17 protein-coding genes are annotated in these 26,336 nt (G+C 60.5%); 5 read left to right on the top strand and 12 right to left on the bottom strand.

Translation table 11 applies throughout. The features are described from left to right. Positions 1-249: 249 nt before the first annotated feature. Positions 250-1,383 (bottom strand): hypothetical protein, encoded by a 1,134-nt coding sequence (locus PZA18_RS14360; protein ID WP_284101547.1) that lies wholly within the window; start codon positions 1,381-1,383, stop codon positions 250-252. 119 nt (positions 1,384-1,502) lie between these two features. Between PZA18_RS14360 and PZA18_RS14355 the strand changes: the two genes are divergently transcribed. After that, entirely contained in the window at positions 1,503-1,751 is a 249-nt protein-coding gene (locus PZA18_RS14355) for a helix-turn-helix domain-containing protein (protein ID WP_016445613.1), read from the top strand. Positions 1,752-2,006: 255 nt separating this feature from the next. On the opposite strand, the gene PZA18_RS14350 is transcribed toward PZA18_RS14355, so the two are convergent. Beyond that, positions 2,007-3,119, bottom strand: a complete 1,113-nt coding sequence (locus PZA18_RS14350; RefSeq protein WP_284101546.1) for a site-specific integrase — start codon at positions 3,117-3,119, stop codon at positions 2,007-2,009. 701 nt (positions 3,120-3,820) lie between these two features. On the opposite strand from PZA18_RS14350, the gene PZA18_RS14345 reads away from it, so the two are divergent. Beyond that, positions 3,821-11,080: a non-ribosomal peptide synthetase gene (locus PZA18_RS14345; protein ID WP_284101545.1), complete on the top strand. Its 7,260-nt coding sequence runs from the start codon at positions 3,821-3,823 to the stop codon at positions 11,078-11,080. 131 nt (positions 11,081-11,211) lie between these two features. Here PZA18_RS14345 and PZA18_RS14340 read toward each other — a convergent pair whose 3' ends face one another. The 5 genes from PZA18_RS14340 to PZA18_RS14320 all read right to left on the bottom strand — a co-directional run bounded on the left by PZA18_RS14340 (position 11,212) and on the right by PZA18_RS14320 (position 15,098). Beyond that, a complete protein-coding gene (locus PZA18_RS14340) occupies positions 11,212-11,655 on the bottom strand; it encodes a DUF4214 domain-containing protein (RefSeq protein ID WP_284101544.1) in 444 nt (147 codons plus the stop codon). 25 nt (positions 11,656-11,680) lie between these two features. Beyond that, complete coding sequence (locus PZA18_RS14335; RefSeq protein WP_284101543.1) at positions 11,681-12,433, bottom strand: substrate-binding periplasmic protein; 753 nt, start codon at positions 12,431-12,433, stop codon at positions 11,681-11,683. Between the two features lie 223 nt (positions 12,434-12,656). Continuing rightward, positions 12,657-13,673 (bottom strand): Tll0287-like domain-containing protein, encoded by a 1,017-nt coding sequence (locus tag PZA18_RS14330; protein ID WP_284101542.1) that lies wholly within the window; start codon positions 13,671-13,673, stop codon positions 12,657-12,659. A gap of 2 nt (positions 13,674-13,675) precedes the next feature. Next, the gene (locus tag PZA18_RS14325) at positions 13,676-14,332 is read right to left on the bottom strand and encodes a response regulator (protein ID WP_284101541.1); all 657 of its coding nucleotides are present in this window, start codon (positions 14,330-14,332) and stop codon (positions 13,676-13,678) included. Positions 14,333-14,357: 25 nt separating this feature from the next. Continuing rightward, positions 14,358-15,098 (bottom strand): superoxide dismutase, encoded by a 741-nt coding sequence (locus PZA18_RS14320; protein ID WP_284101540.1) that lies wholly within the window; start codon positions 15,096-15,098, stop codon positions 14,358-14,360. A 673-nt stretch (positions 15,099-15,771) separates the two neighbouring features. Between PZA18_RS14320 and PZA18_RS14315 the strand changes: the two genes are divergently transcribed. Then, positions 15,772-16,305, top strand: coding sequence for a GNAT family N-acetyltransferase (locus tag PZA18_RS14315; protein WP_284101539.1), 534 nt, complete (start codon positions 15,772-15,774; stop codon positions 16,303-16,305). Between the two features lie 204 nt (positions 16,306-16,509). Here PZA18_RS14315 and PZA18_RS14310 read toward each other — a convergent pair whose 3' ends face one another. Next, positions 16,510-17,808: a tryptophan--tRNA ligase gene (locus PZA18_RS14310; protein WP_284101538.1), complete on the bottom strand. Its 1,299-nt coding sequence runs from the start codon at positions 17,806-17,808 to the stop codon at positions 16,510-16,512. A gap of 142 nt (positions 17,809-17,950) precedes the next feature. Continuing rightward, on the bottom strand, positions 17,951-18,790 hold the full coding sequence (locus tag PZA18_RS14305) for a HEAT repeat domain-containing protein (RefSeq protein ID WP_284101537.1): 840 nt from the start codon (positions 18,788-18,790) through the stop codon (positions 17,951-17,953). Between the two features lie 607 nt (positions 18,791-19,397). On the opposite strand from PZA18_RS14305, the gene rtcA reads away from it, so the two are divergent. Then, positions 19,398-20,420 (top strand): RNA 3'-terminal phosphate cyclase, encoded by a 1,023-nt coding sequence (rtcA, locus tag PZA18_RS14300; protein WP_284101536.1) that lies wholly within the window; start codon positions 19,398-19,400, stop codon positions 20,418-20,420. A 10-nt stretch (positions 20,421-20,430) separates the two neighbouring features. Here rtcA and PZA18_RS14295 read toward each other — a convergent pair whose 3' ends face one another. Then, positions 20,431-20,871 carry a YybH family protein gene (locus tag PZA18_RS14295; RefSeq protein ID WP_284101535.1) on the bottom strand — a complete coding sequence of 147 codons (441 nt, stop codon included), beginning with the start codon at positions 20,869-20,871 and terminating at the stop codon, positions 20,431-20,433. 208 nt (positions 20,872-21,079) lie between these two features. On the opposite strand from PZA18_RS14295, the gene PZA18_RS14290 reads away from it, so the two are divergent. Beyond that, positions 21,080-23,983, top strand: a complete 2,904-nt coding sequence (locus PZA18_RS14290; RefSeq protein ID WP_284101534.1) for an ATP-binding protein — start codon at positions 21,080-21,082, stop codon at positions 23,981-23,983. Positions 23,984-24,004: 21 nt separating this feature from the next. On the opposite strand, the gene PZA18_RS14285 is transcribed toward PZA18_RS14290, so the two are convergent. Further along, on the bottom strand, positions 24,005-25,018 hold the full coding sequence (locus PZA18_RS14285; protein WP_284101533.1) for a response regulator transcription factor: 1,014 nt from the start codon (positions 25,016-25,018) through the stop codon (positions 24,005-24,007). A 402-nt stretch (positions 25,019-25,420) separates the two neighbouring features. After that, on the bottom strand, positions 25,421-26,311 hold the full coding sequence (locus tag PZA18_RS14280) for a GNAT family N-acetyltransferase (protein ID WP_284101532.1): 891 nt from the start codon (positions 26,309-26,311) through the stop codon (positions 25,421-25,423). Positions 26,312-26,336: the final 25 nt, after the last annotated feature.

The raw sequence follows: 26,336 nt of genomic DNA, 5'->3' as shown, positions 1-26,336 counted from the left end.
TTCAACATGCGCCTCTCGCTGCGCCCAGGATTCACTTTCTTGCGCCATCGCTCCGCTCCTGACAAGGAAATCTCAGAGTGTGGTGGCTTGACGCGGGAATCGGTAGATGGGACGGTCGGACGCTTACGAACTGCCCATCTGAAGTGACCGCCGTGTGCGTTGCGTGGAGGTGCTGCGTGCCGCCCGCATGCACAACGGCCATAGGCTGGATGTGCGTGCTGCCGCAGCTCGGGCATTGCATCGCCATGGTCAGCCCTCCGAGCCTTCGGTATTGACTGTGCAGGTCAGCGTGGCTTCGCTGCCCTCCATACCTGCCGACAACACGCCGACTTTGGTCAAACGGCCATAGATCTTGCCGTCTTTGCCCAGCTTCAGCGAGCCTGATCCCGCAAGCTGCTGGACCGTAAGGCCGGGCAAGTAGCTGCGGTAGGTTTGCTCCCCCCCGTCACGTGACACCGCTACCTTGCGGACGCCGAACCCATAGACCTTGACGGGCTCGGCGAGCGTGACCGGAGTGACGCCTTGATCTGGATTCCATCCCGACTGCTTGAGCAGCGACTCAGCCAGTTCAAATCGTGGACCGATGGCCGTGCAGCTCAGCGCCTGTTCGAGCTGCGCCTTGGTCTTGGCGTCCACGGGCTGCGACGCTCCGTTGCTGGAGGCAGGAGGCACGGTTGGCTTGATGACCGCGTTGGCGTCATACCCTACCAACCAGAGATTGGTCGGTGCGCCCGGCTGCCATCCGGTGTCGAGCACCAGTTGCTGGATAAACCCCTGGAAGGCGAGCTGCTGCCGCTCGCTGATCGGCTGCCGGTCGGGGATGGCCAGCATGGGCGGCTTGGGGCCAACAGTGCGGACATTGCCGCTGTGCTCGACCGCCATCTGCTGCATGAAGAGGTGCAGGTTCGCGGCGTTGTTGACCGCGTACCCCACCGACTGTCCCCAGCACACCGAGAAGGCGGGCACGGGTTCGGACTTGGACTTGCTCCACCAAATGGTGGCTGTGCCGACCCAGCAGTCGTTACGCGACCAGTCCGTGACCGTGACAGCCACGCGTGGGAAGTAGGTCTTGGGCGTTCCGTCGTAGGGATGCTTCGCGAAGACATCCGCCAGCTTTGTCGCCGAGACGCGCGGTGCAGCAGGAGCGCTCGAAGGGGTATCACTCTGCCTCCCTGCACCGGGAGCCGGTGCAGGAGCCCGTGCGGCGTCAGCGGCCGGGGTGGCCTCAGTAGTGCTGGCCGGTGCCCTGGCTGTGTTCCTAGGCTGCAGGCCGAGCTTGTCACTCAACGACACCGACACGCGGGTACTGCCATCCGGCTGCTCTGTCGTCGCGCAGCCAGCCACGATCATGGCGGCGAAGAATAGGCCAATAGCAATCCTCATTCATCTTCTCCCATAGGCTACTTTCATCTGCCCATTAACGACTTAATGTCACTTATGGTTGACAGTAAGTCTCTCATAGCTTGTAGCCGACGCGGGCGCGAGTAGTCACGCTTGGCTGCATGAAGAAGAACAAGGAAAAGCAGTCAGCTCGAATGGTTTTTGCGGCCAACCTGCGCCTGGCCCGCCGTCTGCGCGACGTTTCTCAGGAAGCCCTGGCACTTGATGCGGGGCTGTCACGGACGTACGTCAGCGAGGTAGAGCGCGGAGAGCGAAACGTGTCCATCGACAACATGGGGCTGCTAGCTGACGCCCTGCAGATCCCGCTCAAAGACCTTGTCGATCCGGAGCGCTTCAAGGTCTTGGACTGAGGGTTGAGTCCCCAAATGCTCTGTGGGATGGACCAAGTGCGCTACGAGCGGATTTCCACAGATTCGCGCAGCCCAACTACCAGTAAAAGTATCTGAAGAGCTATCAGAACCCCTATCTGTATAGAACAGGGGCGATCTATCGACCCTGACTGGGGCGATTTATCGAGGAACCGGGGTTACAGCAGGGGCGATCTATCGAGCCGAGCCGGGGCGATCTAACGTGGACAACTTTTGCTGTCCACGAGCTTATCCACGTCAACCCAGCTTCTTGGCAAGGTCTTCCGCGCGTGGATGGTAGTAGCGCTTCAGCATGCGCAGGTCTCTATGGCCAGTGACCGCCGACAGTTCCAGAACGTTTGTAAGCTTCTCAGCCAGCCGTGACGCAGCCTCGTGCCGCGTGTCATGGAAGTGAACATCTTCGAGGAAGCCCGGGGCGGGCCTGCGCTTGGCCTGCTTGCAGTCGGCCCGATACTGCTCCTGCGCGCGCTCAATGGCCCTCGCAAAGCCCTTTCGCAGGGCGAGTGCAGTTGTCGGGAACACAGCCCCCGAGCGCTGGACTTCCGTGTTGCCCTCAAGATCCTCCTCGGCCTCTGGTGTTGGCAGCGCTTTGAGGATGGCCACAGCACGCGTCGAGAGCGGAACCGTTCGCGCGTCGCCGTTTTTGGTGTCGGGCAAATGAGCGGTCTGGCGCTCCAGATCTACGTTCTCCCAAGTCAGCGAAAGCAACTCCCCCCTCCGCATGGCCGTTTCAATGGCGAGCTTCACAAGAGGTAACAGCCACGGGTTGCGAGCTCCTTTGCTGAACGTTCCATCGACCAGGCGCTCCCCACCCGTCAGCGCGGCCAGCAGGTAGGACTCTTCTTCAGACGAAAAGCGGCGATCCCGCGCGCGCGCCTTTTCGGGACGCTTGATGGACTGGATCGGGTTTTCGACGTGGATGTCCCACTCACGCCGAGCATGGTTGAATACAGTCGAGAGCACGTCGATTTCACGGTTGACGGTCCCCCCGGTAACATCCTTGAGTCGGCGGTCCCGCCATTTGGTGACCTCCGCGCTTGTGACGGCGGTCATCTTCAGGCCGACCAGCGCTTGGTCGCGCAGGAGCACATCGATCTTCACGGACTCGATGGCTGCCGACTTTTTAGAGGGGGTGACCTCGCGTTGATAGCGCTGAAGGACTGCCGCAAGTGTGGTTTTGTCTGCTTCTCGCCTGTCGATGAAGCCCGTGGTCTCCAGTTCGCTCTCGACCATGCGAACCCACTTCTCCGCGTCCTCCCGGTAGGTGAAGGTGCGCGACTGCTCCGGGAAGCCCTTGCGCCTGACCTTGGCCCGCCACTGGTACTCCCCACGCTTCGTGATCTGCCCCATACGTCTCCCTGATGGCCCAATGGCCCAAGAATGGCCCAAATAATCAGAGAACAGCTTAGAACACCAGTAAAACCGGCACAAGGGCTAAGCGTTCGGGACGTAGAGGCCGGAGGTTCGAATCCTCTCACCCCGACCAGAATTCATGAAAAAGCCGGAGCCAACAGCTCCGGCTTTTTTCATTGTTGCGGTGTCCTTTCAAGCCCCGTGTGGCAGCGAACAGAACCTAGGCTCTGTTGACATTTTATTTCCGGATCGCGTTTCGTTGGATTTGGGCCTGATGCAAGGCGAAAAGCGCGCCGCTTAGTGGGCTAAGCAAGCGATTTTTAACACCGCAGCAGGCCCAAATCCGTCGAAACCCTCCGGGCCAGGTCGATTTTTGGGGCAAGGCGTCGTTAGGGTTCGTTTATTTAGCTCGCTAAACCGCACTCACCCTGCCTCGCCCTGCCCCAAAACTCGACCCGGCGCGACCGGAAACAAAACGTCAACAGAGCCTAATAAAAAATCCTGCTCCGCTCGCAGCAGTGTGCTTTCGGCATGCAAATCTGCCATTCCCTGCATAAATCGACGTTTTATCTCTGCAAATCTGCCAAAACCATCTACAAACCTGTTGGGAGCCCAATAAACAAACAGGGCACCCCGCGTGACCGGCGCGGCTTGCCGGCGTGCCAGGGGTGCCTGCCCTTTCGCGCAGACACACAGCCATGATCGAACGTTCCAATGTGAAGAATCTGTATGCCCTCTCGCCCTTGCAGGAAGGCATGCTCTACCACGCCCTGCGCGAGCCCACCTCGCGCGCTTACTTCGAGCAGCTGGATTACGGGCTGGAAGGCCCCTTGCAGGTGGAAGCCTGGCAAACCGCCTGGCAACGGCTCGTAGACCGTCACGACATCCTGCGCACCGTCTTTGCCGTGCGCAAAGTGCCACAGCCGGTGCAGATTGTGCTCAAGTCAGCGCCACTGGTATTTCATTATCAAGATCTCAGTGCGCAGGAGGCTGAGGCACAGGCGGCAGTCATTGCGCGCTACAAGGCCGAAGATATTGCGCGCGGATTTGATCTGACTGCCGAAGTCCCTCTGCGGCTCGCCTTGTTCCGGCAAGGTCCGGCCTCGCATCGGGTGGTCTGGAGTTTCCACCACATTCTGCTCGACGGCTGGAGTCTGGCCATGCTGGAGCGCGATCTGGATGCGCTGTATCTGGCCGGGCTGCGCGAAGAAACCCTGCGCCTGCCGCCGCCGCCGCCATTTGTGGCCTACATCAAGTGGCTGGCCGGGCGCGACCGGGCTGAGTCACAAGCTTTCTGGCAAACGACGCTGGCCGGGCTGGAGCAACCCACGCCGATGCCCCGCCGCATTGAAGCCCGTTTCGCCACGCCAGCGGGCGAGTATCAGGCCGCCGAATGGCGCCATGGTCTGGCCCCCGCCACCGTAGAAGGCTTGAGCGAGCTGGCCCAGGCCGCCGGCACTACCCTGAATGGCGTGGTTCAGACCCTGTGGGGCTTGTTGCTAGGTCGCCTCAATGGCCGGCGCGATGCCGTGTTTGCCGCCACGGTTTCGGGCAGGCCGGCCGATCTGCCGAACGCCGAAACCACCGTCGGCATCTTTATCAATGCCGTGCCGGTGCGAGTGCGATTTGACGATCAACCGACTTTGATCCAGTTGCTGCAACGGGTTCATGCCGGCAATCTGGTCGCCCAGCCCCACCACCACCAGCCCCTGGCGGAGGTCATGAACGCCCATCCGCTGCGGCAGGCGCTGCTTGACCATATTCTGGTGTTCGAGAACTACCCGCTCGGCGCCAATGCCGAAGCCGATCCGGCCCTGCCCAGGGTTCGCAACGACGATGTCCAGCTGTTCGAGTACACCCACTATCCGTTTGAATGCCAGTTCCTGCCCGGCGAGGAAACGGTGCTGCGTTTTCGCTTTGATGCGCGTTGCTACGACCCGGCCGTCATGGCGACGATTGCCGCGCAGTTCGAGGCGCTGGCCCGCGTTGCCGCAGCGCAGCCGCAGCTCGGGGTCGATGCCCTGTGGCCGGCTGAGCAGCGTCTGCAGGCGCCTGCCAGTGTGGCCCTGGCGGCCAGCTTTACCGCCGAACCTGCCGTCGAGGCCGCCCGCCGCTGGTTGCGGGAATGGGCCTGCCCGAGCACGCTGGTGCTTGCGCCTTACAACCAGTGCCTGCAGGCCTTGCACCATGCGGACAGCCCGCTGAATCAGGCGCGATTGGGCATTCTGGCCTTTCGCTTTGCCGATGCCCTGCGCGATCTGCCGGACAGCCCGGAAGGTCAGCGCCAACTGGATGAGCTGGGGCAAACCCTGCTGCAGGCCATCCGTCACCGCCCGAGCCAGCAACCGCTGGTGATTCTGGATCTACCCGCCGCCGCCCTGTCTTCGACCTTGGCCGAGGCCGCCGCACAATGGCAACAACGCCTGCAGGCCGAGTGCCGCCAGTTGCCCGGCGTCAGTGTCTGGCCAGCCGGGGAGGGTATGCGACGGGCGGTGGATGGCGCCCTGTTCGACCCGGTTGCCGACCACGTGGGCCATCTGCCCTACTCGCCGGCCGCATTTGCGGCCCTGGGCGCTGAAATCGCCCGGCAGATACTGTGCCGGGCCCGACCCCCGTTCAAAGTGCTCGCCATCGACTGCGACAACACGCTGTGGGGAGGGGTATGTGGCGAAGCCGGCCCGCAAGGCATCGTTCTGACTGCCGGCCACCTTGCCCTGCAGGCCTTCCTGCTGGCCCGCCGGGCTGAAGGCTGGCTGCTGACACTGGCCAGCAAGAATGTCGCTGAGGATGTCTGGGCAGTTTTCGAGCAGCGTTCCGACATGCTGCTCAAGCGTGAACATCTGTCGGCAGCCGCCATCAACTGGCAGCCGAAATCCGAAAATCTGCGCGCGCTGGCGTCTGAGCTGAATGTCGGGGTCGATAGCGTCATCCTGCTCGACGACAGCCTGGTCGAGTGCACCGAAGTCATGCAGAACTGTCCGGAAGCCCTGGCGCTGCCACTGCCGGCTGATGCCGGTCAGTTTGCGGCCTGGCTTGGCAGCATCTGGGCGTTCGATGTCGCGAATATCACCGCCGAAGACCGCGAGCGTGCCGACATGATGCGGGCGGAGCGTGAACGCGATGCGCTGCGGCAAGGCTTGCCCAGCGTCGATGATGGCAGCTTCGCCAGGCAGATCGGCCTGGTTCTGCGTATCGGCCCGGCACAGCCCTTCCAGTTTGCACGGCTGGCCCAGCTGACCCAGCGGACCAATCAGTTCAATCTCAGCGGCACGCGGCGCACTGAAGAGGAGATCCGCGAACTGGCGGCGTGTGAGGACTGGCAGGTGCTGGCCGTGGAGGTGGAAGACCGCTTCGGCCGTTATGGCCTGACCGGTGCCGTGCTGGTGCAGGTGGATAACAGCCAGCAGCGCCTGCTGCTCGATACTCTGCTGCTCAGTTGCCGGGTACTGGGCCGGCGAGTTGAGTGGGCCATTCTGTGTGCACTGGGCCGACTGGCCCGGCAGACTGGTTGCCGCCGCATCGCGGCGCCCCTGCTGAGGACCGATCGCAACCAGCCCTTGCGCGATTTTCTCAGCCACGCCCCCTGGCAGACCGATGATCAGAATCTTTTTTACTGCGAAGTGGGCATGCTGGCCGCCGAGATCGACGCAGTGAGCCTGCTCGACCAGTATCAGTTTGTTGAAGATCCGGGCAGCGGCGCGCAGCATGCCAGTACGCTGGCGGGCTTGAGCGCACGGCTGGAAACCCCAGGTGCCACACCCACGCAGCGCCCGGCATTTCCGCTGGTACTGAGCAACGAGTCCAGGCTGCGCCACCGGCTGCATTACCTGCCACTACTCGCCTATTGCCAAGGTTGGACCGCCACGTCCCCCCACTTCGGCCCGGCCATCACGCAGGCCGCAACGCTGGCCGAAACACCGACAGAACAGGCGCTGGCCGCCCTCTATGCCGAGGTGCTGGGACAAGGCGCGGTGGATGTGGTGCGGCGCTTTTCCGAACAGGGCGGGCACAGCCTGCACGCTGTCCGCGTGGTGTCACGCATCGAAAGCAGCCTGGGCCGTCAGGTATCGCTTGTCGATTTCTTCCAGCACGAATCGGTACGCGAGCTGGCGAGCTGGCTCGATGGTCAGACCAGCAGCCCGACCAGCCCGCGCGAGGCGATCACCGTCAGTGCGGATGCGCAGGATTTCCCGTGCTCGCCGCAGCAGGAGCGCATGTGGATGCTGAGCCGTCTGGGGGGCAGCACCGCCTATCAGCTGGCTGCGGCATTCCGCCTTGCTGGCCGGCTGAATCTGGCCGCGCTGGCCGAGGCCTGCCGGCAGGTGGTCAGCCAGAACGACATTCTGCGCACGGTCTACCACGACACCCCGGATGGCATCCGCCAGCGGCTGACCCCGAACTGCGAGGTGCTCGAAGTCATGCACTGGCTCGGCAAGCCACTGCAGGCCGTGGTGGAAGACATGGTGCATCAGTCGCACAAGCCGATTGAGCTCGATTCCGATCCGGTCATCCGTTTTGTGCTGTACCGGTTGAGCCCGACCGATGCCGTGCTGGGCATCGTCCTGCACCACATTGCCGGCGACGGCTGGAGCTTTGGCTTGCTGCTCGAACAGCTCGCCCATGCCTACAACGGTGGCAGCTGCGCTGACAGTGTCGGCCTGCGCTACCACGACTACGCAGTCTGGAGCCGTAGCCCGGCAGCAGAAGCCGAATGGGCCAGCCAGCTCGACTGGTGGCAGCAGCGGCTTGGCGACCTGCCGCCGATTGCCCGCATTCCGGCCGACCATATCCGGCCATTGCAGCCGTCGGGGCAGGGCCACAGTCTGAGCCGGACCATGCTGACCCAGGTCAGCCGACTGCAAAACCAGCTGACCCAGCAGCGCAGCAGCCTGTTCAGCTTTCTGGCCGCCAGTCTGGCTGCCCTGCTGTTCCGCCATGATCGCGAAAACCAGGTGCGGATCGGCACCCCGGTAGCCGGTCGCGACCGGCCGGAGCTGGAATCGGTGATCGGTTTGTTCGTGAACACCGTAGTGCTCGACTTCGCCATCGACCAGGAAGACAGCTTTGCCACCCTGCTTGAAGAGGCCACCCAACGCAGTCAGGCGGCGCTCGACCATGCCAGCCTGCCGTTCGATCGACTGGTGCATGCTCTTGCACCGCCTCGCCAGCCAGGCCGCCATGCCCTGTTCGATGTGCTGCTGGTCTTGCAGAACAGCCCCCGCTCCACCAGTGGCCTGGAGGGTATTCAGGTCTGCGACGTCACCTTGCCGACACGCACCGCCGATCTCGATCTGGTATTTGAATTCGGCATCGACGCCGACGACCGGCTGCGCTGCACCCTGCGCTACAGCACCGACCTCTATCTGGCCGCCAGCGCCGAACGCCTGTTGGGCCGCCTGCAGATGCTACTGGAGCAGGCGATTGCCACCCCCGATTGCCTGATCAACCAGCTGCCGATGCTGACCATCGAAGAAGCGCGCCAGCTTGACCAGTTCGGACGGGGTCGCACCATGCCGGTGCCGCAGTGGTCGCTGGCCGACCGCATCGCCATGCTGGCCGGGCAACGTCCCGCCGCGCAGGCGCTGATTTGCCGGTCAGGTACGGTCGATTACCAGACGCTCGACCGGCGGGCACATCAGCTGGCCATGCAGCTCTTGCAGCGCCCTGGCGGCCAGCCCGGCCTGCCAGTGGCCGTGCTGATGGATCGGGATAGCCCCTGGGCCAGCGCCTTGCTGGCATGCTTCAAGGCAGCTTGTGTCTACCTGCCGCTGGATGCCCGCCACCCCGATGCGCGCCTGCTGGACCTGCTGGCCGACGCGGACTGCCAGTTGCTACTGACGTCGCCGCAGCTGGGCGAGCGCATGCGCCGGGCTGGTCTGCCCGCTTCAGTTGAGATACTGATCTGGGATGACAGCGACGACGATGGCGCCCCCCTGCCCGCCCTGCCCGATTTTTCCGCCCACCTGGCCGACGAAGCCCCAGCTTATCTGCTCTATACCTCCGGCTCGACCGGCAAGCCCAAGGGCGTGCGGGTATCGCACCGCGCCTTCGCCAATATGATCGCCGACCAGATAGCCAGCTTCAGCGTGCAACCCGGCGATGTCGTGCTCCAGCTGGCGGCAGCAGCGTTTGATGCCTCGCTCTCCGAGTTCTTCATGGCATGGCTGGCCGGTGCCACGGTCGCTCTGGTTGACACCCCGACCACCCGCGACAGCCAGCGCCTGGGCCGCTTCCTGCGTGAATGCGGGGTAACGGTTGCCACTTTCACACCCTCTCATCTACGCCAGATCGAGCCGGCAGATCTGAATACCTTGCGCTGTCTGATCCTCGCGGGCGAGGCCGCATTTGGCCACGATCTCAGCCGCATTGCCCGCCCCGGCCTCAGCGTCTTCAACGCCTACGGACCAACCGAAACCGCCGTCTGCGCTACTCTCGGCATGGCCAGCCGGGCGGTCGATGAGGCGGGCCATCTGGCAATCGGCCGACCGGTTGCCAACAGCCGGGTACGTATCGTCAATCCGGCTGGCGAGCCACAACCGCTGGGCGTGCCGGGCGAACTCTGGGTCGAAGGGGTGGGCGTCGCCCTCGGCTACCTGAACCGCCCGCAGGAATCCGCCGCCCGGTTTTACCTGAGCAACGATGGCTTGCGTGGTTATCGTACCGGCGACCTCGCCTGCTGGCTGGCTGATGGTCAGATCTGCTATCTGGGCCGGCAGGATGATCAGGTAAAAATACGGGGTCAGCGTTGTGAGCCTGGCGAGCTGGAAGCCGCCTTGCTCACTCAGCAGGGCATCAGCGCGGCGGCGGTACTGGTGCAGCAGGGCCCGACTGGCGCCGAGCTGGTGGCCTGCCTGCAAGGCCAGCGTATTTCCGACGAGGTGCTACGGGCACGGCTGGCACAGATCCTGCCGCTGCATCTGCTGCCGGGCCATGTACGCTGGCTTGATCAGCTGCCGCTCACAGTCAATGGCAAGGTGGACCGCTCGGCACTGGCAAAGCTGCCGCTGCCCGCACCGACACCGATCGAGACCGAAGCCCTGGACCTCAGTCCGCTGGCGGAGCAGGTGTTGCAGGTGTTCCAGCAGATTTTGCCCGGCATCGGCCCGGATACGGACTTCTTTACGGGCGGAGGCAACAGCCTGGCCGCCATGCAATTGGCGCGGCGCATCGAACAGCATCTGTCACTCCCCTGCCCGGCCGGCCTGATCTTTCAGCTGCCAACCGCACGCCAGCTGGCCGACGGCCTGCACCGGCCGGCGCCACTGGTGGCCGGGCAGCTGCGTCACTACGGCAGCGCCCCGATCAGCCCGGAGAACATCACGCTGATCGCCTTGCCCCCTGCACCGGGTCTGGGTGTGGTCTATGCGGGCTTGGCCGCCCATCTGCCGGATTGTGATTTGTACAGCCTGGATGCTGACTTTGATCAGTCAATCGAAACCTGGCTGGAGGCGCTGTGCGAGCAGGCTTGCCAGCTTCCGCAAGGCGAAAAGCTGGTGCTACTCGGATATTCCGGCGGCGGCAAGCTGGCCTTGGGGCTGGCGGGCTTGTTGCACGGGCATGGCCGGGTCGTCGATGCTGTCATCCTGCTCGACTGCTGGCAGAACACCGGCCAGGCACTGACCGAGCTGACCGCAACGCCGCTGGGCGATGGCTTGGTGGCGCTGGCCGCCGAGGCTGACGAGACACTGGAGGAGGCTCGCGAACGGCTGGCCGAGCAGGATGCACGCTACTGCCGCATGCTGGATCTGTATTCGCCCACGCTGGCACTCAGCAGCCCGATCACCCACCTGCTGGCCAAGGTGGACGACCCGATTCCCGCGTCAATGCATCGCAACTGGCACCCGCTGGCCCTGCGTGGCTATCGTGAACGGTCTATCCCCGCCAATCACCACGCCCTGCTATCCGGCAGCCACCTGCGCGAAACGGTCGCGGCACTGATCTGGGCGATGGAAGGTTAAACGAAAAGCCAAACCCCTCAATGCACAAAGCCCTTGCATGGCAACCATGCAAGGGCTTTGCAGCATCGAAGACTACCCACCCCAAAGCAGTGCCCGCTATAAGGCCCCCCTTGATGGTGGTAGACAGACAATCAGCCTTCGTAAGGATGTGGCCAGACCATTTCAAAGGTGCAGAAAGCCGGCAACTGTGTGTCGGCAAATTCAGGGGACATGGCCATTGAAGCGGCAACTTCCGAAATGGCGGCACCTTGGTTCAGGCGGCCAACGAAATAGGCCAGGCCATCTTGATCGGGTGCGCGGGACAATACGGCCTGATAGGCGCGTGTCACTTTCTGGGTAGCGTTCAATCCCAACCCGGAAAATTCAGCAGAACCAAATATCTTGCGGGCCAGACCCGCAGCCTGACTGGCTGAACAGTTTTGTCCGGCCAAGGTATAAAGATGATTGGTTAATTCGCGAATCTCAGGACCACGACCCAAGGCCCCCCGATATACATTCGCCACATAAACAAACTGACCATGATAGGTTGCGAATCGAATAGGCTCCGCTGCCGTGGCGGTTTGTACTGCACTCAAACATCCTAAACCCAGCATGGCCCCATTAATTGAGATGGTATTTGACAAGAATGGCTTTCCAGACCGGGTCTTGCGGCATTGAACGGGCCACCCGGTCCAGAGCCATCCCAAGCTTGTAGCTGCGCAGGGAAACCAGGAAGTGCCGTCCGAATCGGCCCTCGGGCGAATCCACCTTCTGCAGCTGATCAAAATTCTCGGTATGGCTGAAAAACAGGAAGGTACTTTCTGCCAACAGGGTGAAGTCGATCCGACCCAGCTGGACATTCTGCAGGTTGACCTGCTCGCTACGGGCATCGATCCGTTGCAGGTCACGGCCAAGGCGGGCCTCCAGTGACGGATAATGGTGACCGACAACTCCGCCGAACCTCAGGCCCGCCAGGGTTTCCAGCCGGGTCTGGCTGGCCGGCTGAGAGGTACGGAAAACAAACACGCCACCATCTTCCATGAATGGCGGGCTCCAGTGATAGTGGGTTTGTTCGAGGTCATCAACGTATCTGGGCGACAGAAACAGGACCACGCCATTGAATGCAGGCCGGGAGAGCACGCCATTGAGAAGGCGGGTGCGCGGCACATTCTGCAGCTCGAAGAAATATTGTCCCGCCAGTCTTTGATTCAGATAGGACACCAGATCAGCCGCCAAGCCTTGCTGGCCATCATTCAGCACGAAAGGGGGCGTCTGATAGGTGTTGTAGGCCACCACGACCCCGTGTGCCGACAACGCAGGGCATAACAGGGTTAGCGAGATGGCCATCATGACCCAACGGTGCAGTCGGTTCATTTTCACCAGCGATAGAGGGATTCATTGCGATATAGCCCGCCCCCACCGGCGGGTCAACTGCCCTGCTCCGCTCTGAAGCCTTTGAGCATCTGTATCTTGCAGCCGCCCAATCGGGTAAGCGGGCGCTGTTGACCAAACAAAAAGCCGATCACGCCAGTGGCGCAATCGGCTTACAGAGCTCACCCCATCAGCGGGGCCGGCCTACCCAGCAGGCGCTTGAGTGTCAGTTATTGGGCGACTTGGATTTCGATTCGGAGCGTTTGCGCTGATAGAGGAACTCAATCGACGAGTGCATGGCCTTGATGGCGGCATTCAGTCGGTGAATCTCATTCTTCGACTTGTGTTCGTTCTCGTCGAAGCTCAGCTCGCGCAAGGATGTGCCCAGATCCGCATTCGCAGCTTGAGCGGCAAAGCGCTGCAGGCGGCGCACCGGTGCGATGATGGCGCGGCGGACAAACAGCAGGACACCGCAGATCGCCAGCAACAGCCCCAGAATCGCCAGCCAGGACTTGGCATCGAACTCCCGCACGAATGAATCGGGCGTGTAGTTCATCGGCACCGAAACGCTGATCACCCCGGCCAGCTGCCCCTCCTTGTAACCATAGCCGCGTGTTTCCGGGTAGAGCGTGCGCACTGCCTTGGGGGCTGTGGCCGGGCTGTCGTGGCACTTCAGACATGCCTTGGTTGCCACCAGCTGTCGCGCATACAGAAACATGCCGTTGCGCACCTCCGACACTTCGTTGATCCCCTGCGCCTTCATGCTCTCCATGGCAGAAAGCTCGAAGTGGTTAGGTGCGTTGTTGGGGTTCATGAAGCGATCAGACGTGATACGGAACTTGGTCTTGGTCTCTGAGGCCTGGGTGATCTCCGACAGTTCGCGCTGGATCAGGGCTGGATTCTTGCGGTGAAAGCTGGCGACATCGGCCATCAACGACAGCTCGCTCTCGCTGAAGTTGGCAATATTCTTGCCAGCCTTGGCGTAAAGCTCCCGCTCCAGATAATCCCCCACCTGCATGGACGGGTCTTGTACATCCCCCTTAACCCAGATGCCCTTGTACTGCGACGCCCATTTACCGAAGTTATCCACCATGTCGGCCACGGTGCGCGCCTGATTGCGCACCTCGGCCTGATAGATGGCCGCACCGATCTGGTATGCGCAGGCAATAGCCACGAGGCCCGTAAACAGCAACAAGACCACAAACTGCGCCGCCAGCGGCAGCCGCTTCCATAGACCCAACATCCTTACTCCTTGTGATTGAATTCCTGGACAAAGGCAGCACGCGCCCGACCATCTTTGATATGTAACGCAACCGCCTCTACCAGTTCAGCCGCCGGGATCGGTGAAAACCCATAGCGGCGCGACAGTGTACCGATTGCGTCCTCGACAATCAGCTGGGCAACCGGCCCGGTGTGCAGCTTGAGCGCATCGCGGACCCTGACCACCAGTCGGTCAAAGCCGGACGTTGCCGGCTGAAGCGCGGTGGCAGCCGCTGCCGGCTGGCTGACGGGCGCCACCGCCAGGATCGCCGCGACGCTACGCCGGATCAGACCGGTAGCACCACAGGTGATGGCCCAGGTTTCGTCGTGCGGCTTGGGCTCGGTGGTCATCAGATAGAGCGGCCGGTCGTAACCGGCTTTGCGCAGGCGTTTGGCAAAGCGAAAGCCGCCCCCTGAGCCATCGAGTGAACCGACATCGCAAAACAGCGCGTCACACCCCGGCCCCTGGATCACGGCAATCGCCTGCTCATAGTCGTTGAGCAATATCGCATCGAGCGCGACATTTTCAAACAGCTCGCGAAACGCAGTCACAATGACCAGATTGGGGGAGTAAGCCGAAGCAGCCAGGGTACGGGAATCGGGCAACGTTTCTTGCTGCCGATCTATTACGGGAGCATTCATCACATTTTCCTCGGGCAGACACGGTTCAGGTGGATTTTTGCAGGTTGTCGCTGACGAACTGCCAATTCAGCAATTTGTCGTAGAGGGCGGTGGCGTAATCCAGCCGGCGATTCTGGTAGTCAAGGTAATAGGCGTGTTCCCAGACATCCAGGGCGGCCAAAGGCACCAGCTGATCCTGCGTCAGCGGCGAACCGGCATTGCCGGTCTTGGTAATGATGATGCGCCCGGCTTTGCGGTCGAACGCCAGCCAGACCCAACCGGAGCCGAATTGGCTACCTGCTGCGGCCAGAAACTCTTTCTTCAGCACTTCCAGCGAACCAAAGTCACGTTCCAGGCGCTCCGTCAGCTCTTTGGGTGGCTTGCCGCCCCCTTTGGGGGACAGACTGTGCCAATAGAAAGTGTGGTTCCACACTTGAGCAGCATTATTGAAAACAGCCTGGCTCTCCGGCTTGTCGGCCGTGCTGCGCATGATCGACTCCAGCGAGGCATCCGCCAGTGGCGTGCCTTTCACCAGCTTGAGCAGATTATCCAGATAAGTGCGTTGATGTTTGCCGTAGTGAAACCCCACGGTATTCGCTGAAATCACTGGCTCCAGGCTGGCGACATCCCAAGGCAGGGCCGGCATTTCAAGCCTGGACTGCCCGCCAGCACCCGTCGGCAGCACGGCACTGGCCGGTGTATTGGCCAGCACGGGCAATCCGGTCGCTCCCGTCGCCAGCCAAGCGCTCACACCAGCACCAGCCCGTAGCATGTCTCGTCTATTCATTGTTTTCTCCTTTGTAATGGGAATGGCCAATTTAGGTACTGCAAGTGGAAAACACCCGCTGCGATGAGCAGGTATTCCCGAAATCTCTGCAAGTGCTCTCCCCGGCTGTGGTGACTACCACATCAGGGACGCAGGCCCGGCACTCAGGCAGGTTGAGCGATATTCGCTGCAGCAACCATCGTGACTTGCCAAGTCGAATAAATATCGGTGCAGCTGGCGGCAATACGTCATGCCGGACAATGCAGCCAACAAGGCCGCCAGTCAGATGACGGCGCTAGCCAGGTCCAGATGTCAGGCAATCAGAAGTGATTTGAGGGGGTGGGCACACAGAAACTGTCAGGCAGTTTCTCTGCGTGGGTCGAACAGCGCTTGCCGCCCAGGCAACAAGCGGGAGATGATGGAAATGTGGCGATTGCATATTTCCTCCAACAATTTTTTTGTTTGATTTATGCAGGCACGGTTGACAGGGATGAATCCGCCAGCTCACACTTATCTAGACAACGCCAATCTTTCAATTGCGTGGTCATAGCAAAGCCGGCAAAACCTGACTCAACACAAGAGGCCAACAGAATATTCCGGTCTGGCAACGATCATAACATCAATTTTTTTGACAAACAAAATATTCTCAGCCAACTGTCCTGAGCCCTGCCCGGTACATTTCTCGCCCAGAACCATGTCCCCACTCCCTACCGTCCTGCCCGTCCTCAGCAGCCAGCGCCTGACCCTACGACCACTTGCCGATAAGGATTGCGAATCCCTGTTTGCCATCTACGGTGACCCTGAAGTCATGCGCTATGCCAGTGATCCCGCCTTCGCCGACCTCGCCACGGTGCGACAGATGCTCGATAGCGTCGCCCAGCTCCTGCAACAGGGTGAGTCTTTGGAATGGGGGGTAGTGATTGCCGACAGCGGTAATCTGATCGGCACCTGCGGCCTGCACAGCTTCGATGCCAATCATCACACTGCCGAGGTGGGTTGCATGCTGGCGCGTGCAGCCTGGGGGCAAGGCTATATGTACGAAGCCTTGTCGCGGCTCTTGACCTTCGCCCGTGACGACTTGGGTTTGCAGCAGCTGCAAGCGGATATTGACGCCCCCAATCAACGCTCCATCAATCTGTTCACGCGTATGGGGTTTCAATGGTGGGAAGGCAGCTATTATCGGCTGGATCTGCAAAGCCTCCGCCCCCTACACCGTGACGGCAGATAGCAGCCAATCTCAAGCCGGCAGCGTACAAAGCGTGAAATCGCTTGCGCCGAAAGTATGAAAGCACGCTCTGCCCAAGTCGCTCACATAGCGTGGTCGAGGTGAGCGGGCATTTGAGGTGGCGCGGGGATTGCCATGCGCCGTGGGCGTTGCATTGGCCGTTCAAACGAATCGGCAATGCAACACCACCGCGCCTTGCAGAAGGGATTATTCCTGATTCAACGCTGCCAGAGCCGTCACCAACTCGTCGTTCGACACGCCTTCACCCAGGCTGACGGGAGCCCCGGCCAGCGCGGCAGCGCCTTCCTGCTTGAGTCGGCCTACCCATTGTCCAGCCTCGCGGCCTTGTTCGAACCCCTGGCTTTGCAGCAGTACTCGGCCGTCGTGGCTGGTCAGCTTAAAGTAAAAGCGTCCGTCCGCTTCGCGGTATTGCTTGAACACGGGCAGCAGGCTCTTCTCGGTTGTAACCGCAGCATTCTGACGGGAGATGGTACGGAACCGGCGCAGGCCGACTGCCTCGCGCAACGTGGCCAGCAATGGCGTGGCGTAGCTGCGCGCACGGACGGCGCCCGCCTGCAGAATCGCCTCGATCTGATCAGGATCTGCCATCAGCGCCTCGTAATGGGCACGTTTGGGGCCGATTTCCCGCTCAATCAAGTCGAACAGCTGCTGCTTGGCTTCACCCCAGCCCAGGCCTTCCCGCAATGCGGCACGATAGCGGGCAGACTCTTCTGCCGTAGCAAACGCTTCGTACAACGGCACCAGATGGCTGCTATCGGGGTCTTTCGGCTCTCCCGGCAAGCGGGAGTCGGTCACCACCCGTGCAATGGCTTCCTTGAGCCCTTTGGCACCACCTTCAAACAGCGGAATGGTGTTGTCGTAGCTTTTCGACATCTTGCGGCCATCCAGACCGGGCAACAGGGCCACATGCTCTTCCACCACGGCTTCGGGCAACACAAACAGCTCTTTGCCCTGGCCAAACAGATGATTGAAGCGTTGTGCCACATCGCGTGCCATTTCGATGTGCTGGATCTGATCGCGCCCCACGGGAACACGCTGGGCGTTGAACATCAGAATATCGGCCGCCATCAGCACCGGGTAGCAGAACAGACCCATGGTCACGCCATGATCCGGCTCTTCACCGGCATCGGTATTGGCGTCGGTAGCTGCCTTGTAGGCGTGGGCACGGTTCATCAGGCCCTTGGCGGTCACGCAGGTCAGCAACCAGTTGAGTTCAGTAATTTCGGGGATATCGCTCTGGCGGTAGAACACCACGCGCGCCGGATCGAGGCCAGCGGCCAGCCAGGTGGCGGCCAGCGCCAGGCGGGAACGCTCGATCCGGTCCGGATCATCACATTTGATCAGGGCGTGATAATCAGCCATGAAAAAGAAGCTTTCGGTATCAGCCTGCTGGCTGGCGGCGATAGCCGGACGAATGGCGCCAACGTAATTGCCAAGATGCGGAATGCCCGTGGCGGTCACCCCGGTAAGAATGCGCTGCTTCATTGCCAGAATTCCTGTTGCATGACGAATAGACGCCGAGTCTAGCAAGCACCGTGCCGACAGAACAAATCAATTCCAGCCAGAACCAGACACCCGCGCCAGTCCCGACCAACCATCCAGAGGAAAAAGGGAAAGGTGGCTGTGCCTAGATCACCGGTTTGCACACTTCGATGGCAGACTGCAAGTGGCGATACCAGTGCTGGTCGGCGGCATGCTCGGGGTCGATTCGACCCATGGCATCCGCCAGCGCCGGGTAGAGCGCGGCATCCGCCAGCTGATTGGCTGCATCGAATACCCAACTATGGCAGTCGGGATCGTGCATCAGCTTTTCAAGTGCGGGAATGATGCGCGAATCGCGACGGGCCGCCAGCCCCATATAGGCCTCAATCCGCACATCCTCGACCGGGTCCTGGGTATTGACCCACAACTGCTCGCCAATCGCCGGCATGTCGCTGCTACTCAGGCTACCCAGTGCAAACGTCGCCCAGTCCCGCACGATGTCGCTGCTGTCCGTCGCCAGTTTGATCAGGGCATGAATTGCCGCCTCGTTGTCATATCCGCCCAAGGCATAGGCCACCGCATTGCGCATATCGACACTTGGGTGACTGGCCAGTGCCACCAGCCTGTCGATGGCGGCCGGGTGCGGTCGATGCCCGAGTCCGAAAATCGCCGATTCAACCACTTTGGGATGTGGATCATCCAGCGCCGCCAGCAGCAGCTTATGGGCTTCTTCCGTGGCGTATTCAGAGAAAATCAGGTGGCGCGGATCAAGCTGATGCAGCTCTCCGACCACTTCCAGCGCCAATACGCGCTTGCGCCAGTTACGACTCGCCGCCAGTCGGCCCAGGCGGGCGACCGTGTCAGGGCTGGCGTGCAGGCGCAGTTGATCAATGGCATCCCAGCTTTTCTGGCTATTCCAGTCCTGCAGCGCGGTCTGCACCAGACTGCGGTCGTTGGGGGCATATCTGCCGCGTGGTTGGCTCATGGGCATCATCCAGTCAGTAGTTGGTGGCTCTGTTGACCTTCATAGCAAATTTCCGCCATTTTGCTGCAGTACAACATGCCCCTCGCCGGGTCGGGCGGGTTCTCATCAGTATAGATGGTGGCTGTTACCAGCCAGCCTGCGATACGCTCAGCTTGCAATCTGCGTTACGCATGGTTTAAATGGGGGTCTTGGCAAGCAGACGGGTTCGAAACCCGCACCCTGTTGAAGGCTGCTTGCATGTCCCCTGTGGCTGGCTACCTCCGCCCCGGAAAACCGGTGCAGAACCAGACCTCGACACGGCAACAACCGGCAAGCATTACCTAATTTGACATTTAATACCCGTCGTCCGGCGCAGACACCGGAGGGGCATGAACTTGCTCAAGTGAAAATCCATTCGGAACCGTCTAGGTTCTGTTGACGTAAGGTTTGCAGATCGCGTTTCGCCGGAAAACGGCCTGGAACAAGGCGCAGAGCGTGCCGCATAGTCATTCTATGCAAGCGCTCTGCAACGCAGGGTCAGGCCGTTTTCCGGCGAAACGCGATCTGCAAACCTTACGTCAACAGAACCTAGCCAAATCCGACTTGAAAATAGAAATACCTGAAACCTATGAAACCAGAACATCTGATAGCACTAGACGGCAGTGAAGGCGAAGGCGGCGGCCAGGTGCTGCGCTCATCGCTGAGCCTGTCCATGATTACCGGCACACCCTTTCGCATCGACCGCATCCGCGCCAAGCGCGCCAAGCCCGGCCTGTTGCGCCAACATCTGACAGCGGTTGAAGCCGCACGCGCCATTTGCGGGGCCAAGGTGGAAGGTGCCGAGCTTGGCTCATCCAGCCTGCAATTCATCCCCGGACCGATCCAGGGCGGCGACTACCGCTTTGCGATCGGCAGCGCCGGCAGCTGCACATTGGTATTGCAAACCGCCCTGCCCGCACTCTGGTTTGCTGACAGTGCCAGCCGCATCAGCGTCAGCGGTGGCACCCATAATCAGGCCGCGCCGCCATTTGATTTTCTGCAACGCGCCTGGGCACCCCTGCTGGCACGCATGGGCATCCGCCAATCCCTGCAGCTGAACCGGCATGGCTTCTATCCGGCAGGCGGGGGAGAAATCGTCGCCAGCATCGAACCTGCAGGCAAACCGCAGCCACTGGACCTGTGTGAGCGGGGTGAGCTGTTAGGGGTGCGCGGCGAAGCATTGGTTGCGGCGGTGCCGGTGACGGTTGCCAACCGCGAGCTGGACCGGCTGAGCGCGCAGCTGGGCGCGATAGAGCGGCAGATTCGTGAGTTGCCGGCGCGCGAAGGGCCCGGCAATGTGGCGCTGGTGGAAGTGCGATATGCCAATGTGACAGAAGTCCTGACGGCGTTTGGCGAGAAGGGTCGCTCGGCCGAACTGGTGGCCGACGACGCCGGCCAGCAGGCCCGGCTCTATATGGCCAGCAGCGCTTGTGTCGATGAACATCTGGCCGATCAACTGGCGTTGGCCATTGCGCTGGCCGGTAGTGGCAGCTTTACCACCACCCGCGTTTCCGGGCATCTTTCCACCAATATCGAAGTCATCGAGAAATTCCTGCCCGTTGAATTCACGCTGACCGAGCAGGCAGACGCCATCAAGGTCAGCGTTGCCTGATTAAGGCCGGTCAGGGCTTCTGACGGTGTGAAGACCAGTGGATGTGGGTGATTTTCCACTCACCCTGCACCCGCTTCAGCACCATCGTCTCGGTCCCGGTAAAGGTGACAGGCGCCTTGCCGTGTTCTTTTGTCTCGGTTTCTGACAGCACCAGCGTCATGTCCGGGGTTTCAACGACTTTCTGCTGCAACACCCGGGTGGTGGAGGTTTTGGCATAAGCCATGTCATCGCCCAGGTGGTGTTGCAGATAGTCGCTACGGCTCGGGTTGACATAGCCCGCCTCGAACACCTGCAGGTCTGGGCTCAGCATGGCTTCTACCGTGGCCTTGTCGCCCTCCCGCATGGCGCTGTGGAAGCGGGCAATCTGCTGGGCGGGCGATAGCGGCTCGGCGGCCCAGGCACACACCGACAGCAGGCTCAGCCAAAGTGACGGCATCAGGTATCGATTCACTGCAAATCCCCTTGCGTGACAAAAGCCAGGCAGTGTGCCATAGCACAAAAGCCATTCCTACCGCCGTGCCGCAGACCGGGGGATGATGCGCAGGCAGGAATCACCAAGCAGCGCGCTTCTCACCTGGAATCAAGCCCAAATCCGACGAAACGCGATCCGGAAATAAAACGTCAACAGAGCCTAGCCACTGCTGAAGCATTATTGGAACATGCCGGTTCGACCCCGGATTGCCATTCATCCTGTCATCATGCCCCAGACACTCACAGACCTTACGCCAGACTTTCCACTTTATCTGGATAAAGATGCCCTGCAGCCGCTGGAGACAGCTGCCCGGATCAATCCTGCCGGGCTATCGATTGCGCAGCGAGTGGCGCTGGCCTGGCATCTGCGCCAGCGCGATACCCACCGCGCACTGGCCCTGGCCGATGAAGCCGCAGCGTTGCTTAATGCCGCCGGGGACGCCCCCTCTCTCCCCCAACTGCAGGCGCGGCTGGCGCTATTGCGTGCAGAAAGCAGCTGGCTGTTTGGTGATTTTTCGAGCTGCGAGCACTCGCTGCAGCAGGCGCTTTCAGCCTTCACCCAGCTAGGTGACCCGGCCGGCGAAGGGGATTGCCGGCTCCTGGCCGTTCAGCTGGCGTGGGACAAGGGGGAAGCCGAAGCACGACGCCAATTGCAGGCTGCCTGCCAGCGCTGTTACGACGCAAGCGGCGATCCGTGCCGGCAGGCGGCCATTCTGGCCTGGACGGCCTATTTCGCCAGTTTCGAACGGGACATCGAACCTACGCTGGTACTCGAACACTGGCAGCACCAGCATCCCGGCATCGGCCTGCCCGCCGGATTCCTGCTGTTCTGCCGCGCGTTTGTCGCCTGTAGTGCCGGCCAGTATCACGATGCCGCCATGGGCTGGGAGGATGCCGCCACGCTGTTGCAGCAATATGGCTTGATCCGCCTGGCCATCACCTGCCTGAACAATGCCAGCACCGCCGCCGGCAATCTGAGTGAATACGAGCGGGAGTCGTTGTTGGCCGAGCACGCGCTGTCCATTGCCCTGCCCCGGCACTGGCCATTCAGCATGGGGCAAAGCCTGCGCTCGCTGGGCGAGTCGATGCGGGCTGTCGGCAATTTCAGCTCGGCCCTGCAAATTTATGAAGAGGCGGCCAGCTGGCTGACCGCCCTCAACCGTTCGTGGCTATACGCCGTGGTGACGTTTGAACTGGCCGTGGTGCAGATGCACGAACAGCAACTGGATGCCGCCCAGCAATCCCTTGCACTCAGTGAAGCGGCCATCCATGCCGGTGGGCACATGGGCTTGCTACCTGTTGTCCTGGCACGGCGTGCGCAAGCTTTGTCGCAGTCTGGCCAGCACCGACAAGCCCTGGAGATCGCACAGCAGGCCCTCACTGCGTCCGAGCAAGGTTATTACGGCGCGCAGGATACGGTGCTCGAAGTGCTGGCCGAGATTCATCTGCGACATCGTTTCCCCGGCTCAACGCTGAGCCCGAGTCCCGCCCTGCATTATCTGGATCGCTTTCTGGCGCTTAAGCAGAAAGACCCCACCTATGTTGCCGAACCCAGCCTGCTGGCGCGCTACGCCCAAGCCTGGGAACAGCTTGGCAATCTTTCCAAGGCGATAGAGTACGAGCGCAAGCGCTCGGAGATGCTGGAGCGACACGGCAACCAGAAAGCGATGGACCGGGTGAAGGCGTTGCAGGTGAGCAACGAAGCAGAAAAGGCCAAACTCGCTGCCGAACACCAGAAAGCGCTGGCAGACGCCGAAAAGGCACGCGCCCTGGCGCTGGAAGCCAGCACAAATACGCTGTTGGCGCTATCAAATATCGGGCAGGAAATCACCCGTTGCCTTGATAGCGAACGGGTTTTCGACGCGCTATCCCGCCACGTTGCCGACATGCTGGACTGTCAGCTGGTGCAGATCTACCAGCTCAACGAGGAAGATGGCACGCTGGACATGATCATCGGCTTGCTGCGCGGCGAGCCGCTGCCTTACCTGAGCATCCCGCTCGACTCGCCGATTTCCGACACCGCGCTGTGCGTGCGACAGCAGCGCGAGATCCTGCGCCATATCGACCCGGAGCAGGAAGTTCCCAACCGCTTTCCAGGGCCGCGCCGCATACGCACCACCCTGTTTGCACCGCTGTGTGCCGAAGGCAAAGTGCTAGGGGCGATGTCGATACAGTCCGAACAGGCCAATGCCTATGGCGAGGTCGAACAGATGGTGTTTCGCACCCTGTGCGCCTATGGTGCGATTGCGCTCAATAACGCCAAATCCTACCGCACACTTGATGCCACACTGCGTGAGCTGACCCAGACCCAGGCGCAGCTCGTGCATCAGGAAAAAATGGCATCGTTGGGGACATTGACGGCCGGCATTGCCCACGAAATCAACAATCCGGCCAACTTTGCGCACGTTGGCGCGCAATCGCTGGCCATAGACCTGGAGCGATTCCGGAGCTTTTTGCTGGATCTGGCCGGCGAAGATGCCCCGGCCAATTTGTTGCAGAGCCTGAACAAGCGGATTGATGCGCTGATCGACCAATCCCGCACCATCATCGAAGGCACCACACGCATCGGCAATCTGGTGAAAGACCTGCGCACCTTCGCCCGGCTGGACGAAGCCGAGCGCAAAGTGGTCAACATCGGCGATTGTCTGCAATCCACCCTGAATCTGGTCAGCCGCCACCTTGCGCCGATCATGCATATCGACAGCAAGCTCGACTACAACCCCCATCTGGAATGCTGGCCGGCGCAGCTGAGCCAGGTTTTCATGAATCTGGTGACCAACGCAGCACAAGCCATCCAGAGCCGGCGCCACAACGAGGTATCGCCCCCACCGGGCCTGCTGACCATCCGCAGCCTGCAGGATGGCGACTATCTGCGCATCGTATTTGAGGACAACGGTTGCGGCATGTCGCCACAAGTTGTCAGGCGGATCTTTGAACCCTTTTACACAACCAAGCCGGTTGGCGAAGGCACGGGCCTTGGATTGTCGATCTCGTTTGGCATCGTCGAGCGGCACCGGGGCACGATTCTGGTGGAATCGCAGGAAGGATTGGGCAGTCGCTTTGTGGTCAAACTGCCCGTTTATTTGTCATAAATATTCAATTGATCAGCCATATCAGACAAAGCATTTGGCAATCAATTCTGCATTGGTTTTAACATTCAGCTTTTCATGAATACGCTGAATATGCGATCGCACCGTAGCAGGAGAAAGATCGAGCCGCTGGGCAATTTCCTTATGGCTTAATCCTTCCGCCATTGCCTCAACCACGGTCAGTTCCCGGGGGGTCAGGGAATCAATCGGTAATTTACCGCGAGCCCAGATAAACCAGCAGCCTTCAATATTGCGTTTGGCCAGCATGACGGCATTTCCAACAAACGTTTCTTCTGCCGCATGCAGGAAGCTGGCGATTTTATCGATCGGCCAGCCATTGGCCATATTCGGCCATTCCGCGTGGATCAGCGCTTCGAAACCATGTTCGATATAGCGTGAATGGCCGTTGGCATCGCAAATGGCGCAATAACGACGATTCCACGATTCTTCCGCACCGCGCTGATCGGCACCAATCGCCCTGTTTTGTCGCAAAACAGCCAGCACCCCATCCAGTTCTTGTGTCTTTTCAAGCAGTTGCCGGGTTCTTTCTTCTACTTCTTGTTCAAGATCACTGTGATAGCGATCAAGCTTTCTCTGCATCTCGAAAGCTTCTACAGCACGCTTTACGGTCAGCAGAAAGTCATCGCGATCAAACGGCTTTACAATGAATTTGTAAATCTCAGCCTTATTGATTGAATCTACAATGGCATCAATATCGAGATAACCGGTCACGATAATCCGCAATACACGCGGCAAAATAGGCGCCAGTCGCTGGAATAATTCAACACCCGTCAATCTTGGCATACGTTGATCACTAATCACGCATGCCAGGGTTTCGGTTTCATCGAGAGCATTTATGCACTGCAATGCCGCTTCGCCATCTTCAGCTTCGAGAATCCGATAATGAGGTTCGAGAATGGCCCGGATTACGCGACGGTTATGTTCCTCATCGTCCACCACCAAAACGAGCGGGCGATCCGGCTCGCACACATTCTGCGCTTCGAGCTTTTCGAGATTGTGGACGTTAAACAAAGCCATCGGAAATTTCCTGTAAACCGGTTTAAAGAAGACTGATTATATGTCTTTCCGGGCATGCGCCACTTTGCCGCATCGAGAGAATTATTTCACAGCCATTACAAAAATCGGATAAACCTCTGAATGTGTTGAATTTAGCCCAAAAGGCCGATGTGTACTCCGCGCAATTGTACCGTCGGTTTTTGTGAACAAAGCACATCAGTCAGATAAGGCCTGCAGCTCAAAAGCAAACGGCGGGCCATATCGGCCACGCCGCTTGCAGGACAGGCATCACGCCTTGAGTTGTGAGCCCCGATCTGGACAGGCCCCGAGACACGGCGCCGCACCGCGATATTCGGCGACTCGCCTGAAGGCCAAGCACCCCGGGGAGCCAGATGCTGCCACGGGCAAATCCCGTCGGTGGGTTCAGCCTTCCCAGATCATGCCGACCCCAACATAGACCAGCTGAAAACCACGCGACTCATACAGCCGCAAAGCTTGTTGATTGACGCTGGTTACCGTCAGATTGACTGCCTCGCAGTCGGCTTGCTGCCAAGCCCACTGCAATGCTGCGTCCAGCAAAGCCGCGCCCAGCCCATGCCCACGGTTGCCGGCGCTGACTGCCAGATAGTTCAGGTCGAACTCGGCTTGTTCCGGAATGCGGCAGATTTGGGCGTAACCCAGCACTTCTCCGCTGCTGTTGGTCGCTACCAGCAGGCTACCTTCCTTGGCAGCCCGTTCGATCAAGCCCTCGGCGTCGAGCCAGGTATGGGCAAATTCGGCATCGTGGATCTGGGTAACCCCCAGGCGCTGGGTCGCCTCAAACGGGCTGATCACGACCCCGGTTGGCGGCTCGACACGCTGGAGGGCCGGCTGTTCGCAACGCATCACCTGGGTGTAGTTGTAGAAAGGCAGTCCCGCCGCCTGCAGATCCTCGATGATCGCTGGTGCCCGTTGATCAACAAACGCGGTGATCTTGCTGTAGCCGTGCTCATGCATGGCGGTTGCGATCAAGGCGCGACGCAATTCCCGATCATGCGCCGACTCGGCATTAAATTGGTCGGACCAAGGGCCATAGACATAAGCCTCGTCCTCGTCGGGGGATAGGCCAAAGGCTGCCGTCAGCCGGCCATCCTGCTCAGCGAGCCACCAGCCCTCAACAAGATCCATGTCATCTTTGATCAGGTCAGATGCAATGCCTTCCGCCGTACGATCAAAGTGCAGGCAGTGTTGCGCATCGTTGCGCTGGCAACGTGCAATCAGTTCAAGCAAGGCGTCGTGATCAGCCACGACAGCCGGACGAATCTGGTAAGTCATTCTGCAATCCTTATTTATAAATTGT

The sequence above is a fragment of the Parachitinimonas caeni genome (genome assembly GCF_030129945.1).
Classification (GTDB): domain Bacteria; phylum Pseudomonadota; class Gammaproteobacteria; order Burkholderiales; family Chitinimonadaceae; genus Parachitinimonas; species Parachitinimonas caeni.
The sequence above is the reverse complement of the archived record's forward strand: the minus strand, read 5'-3'. Positions and strand labels throughout refer to the sequence as shown.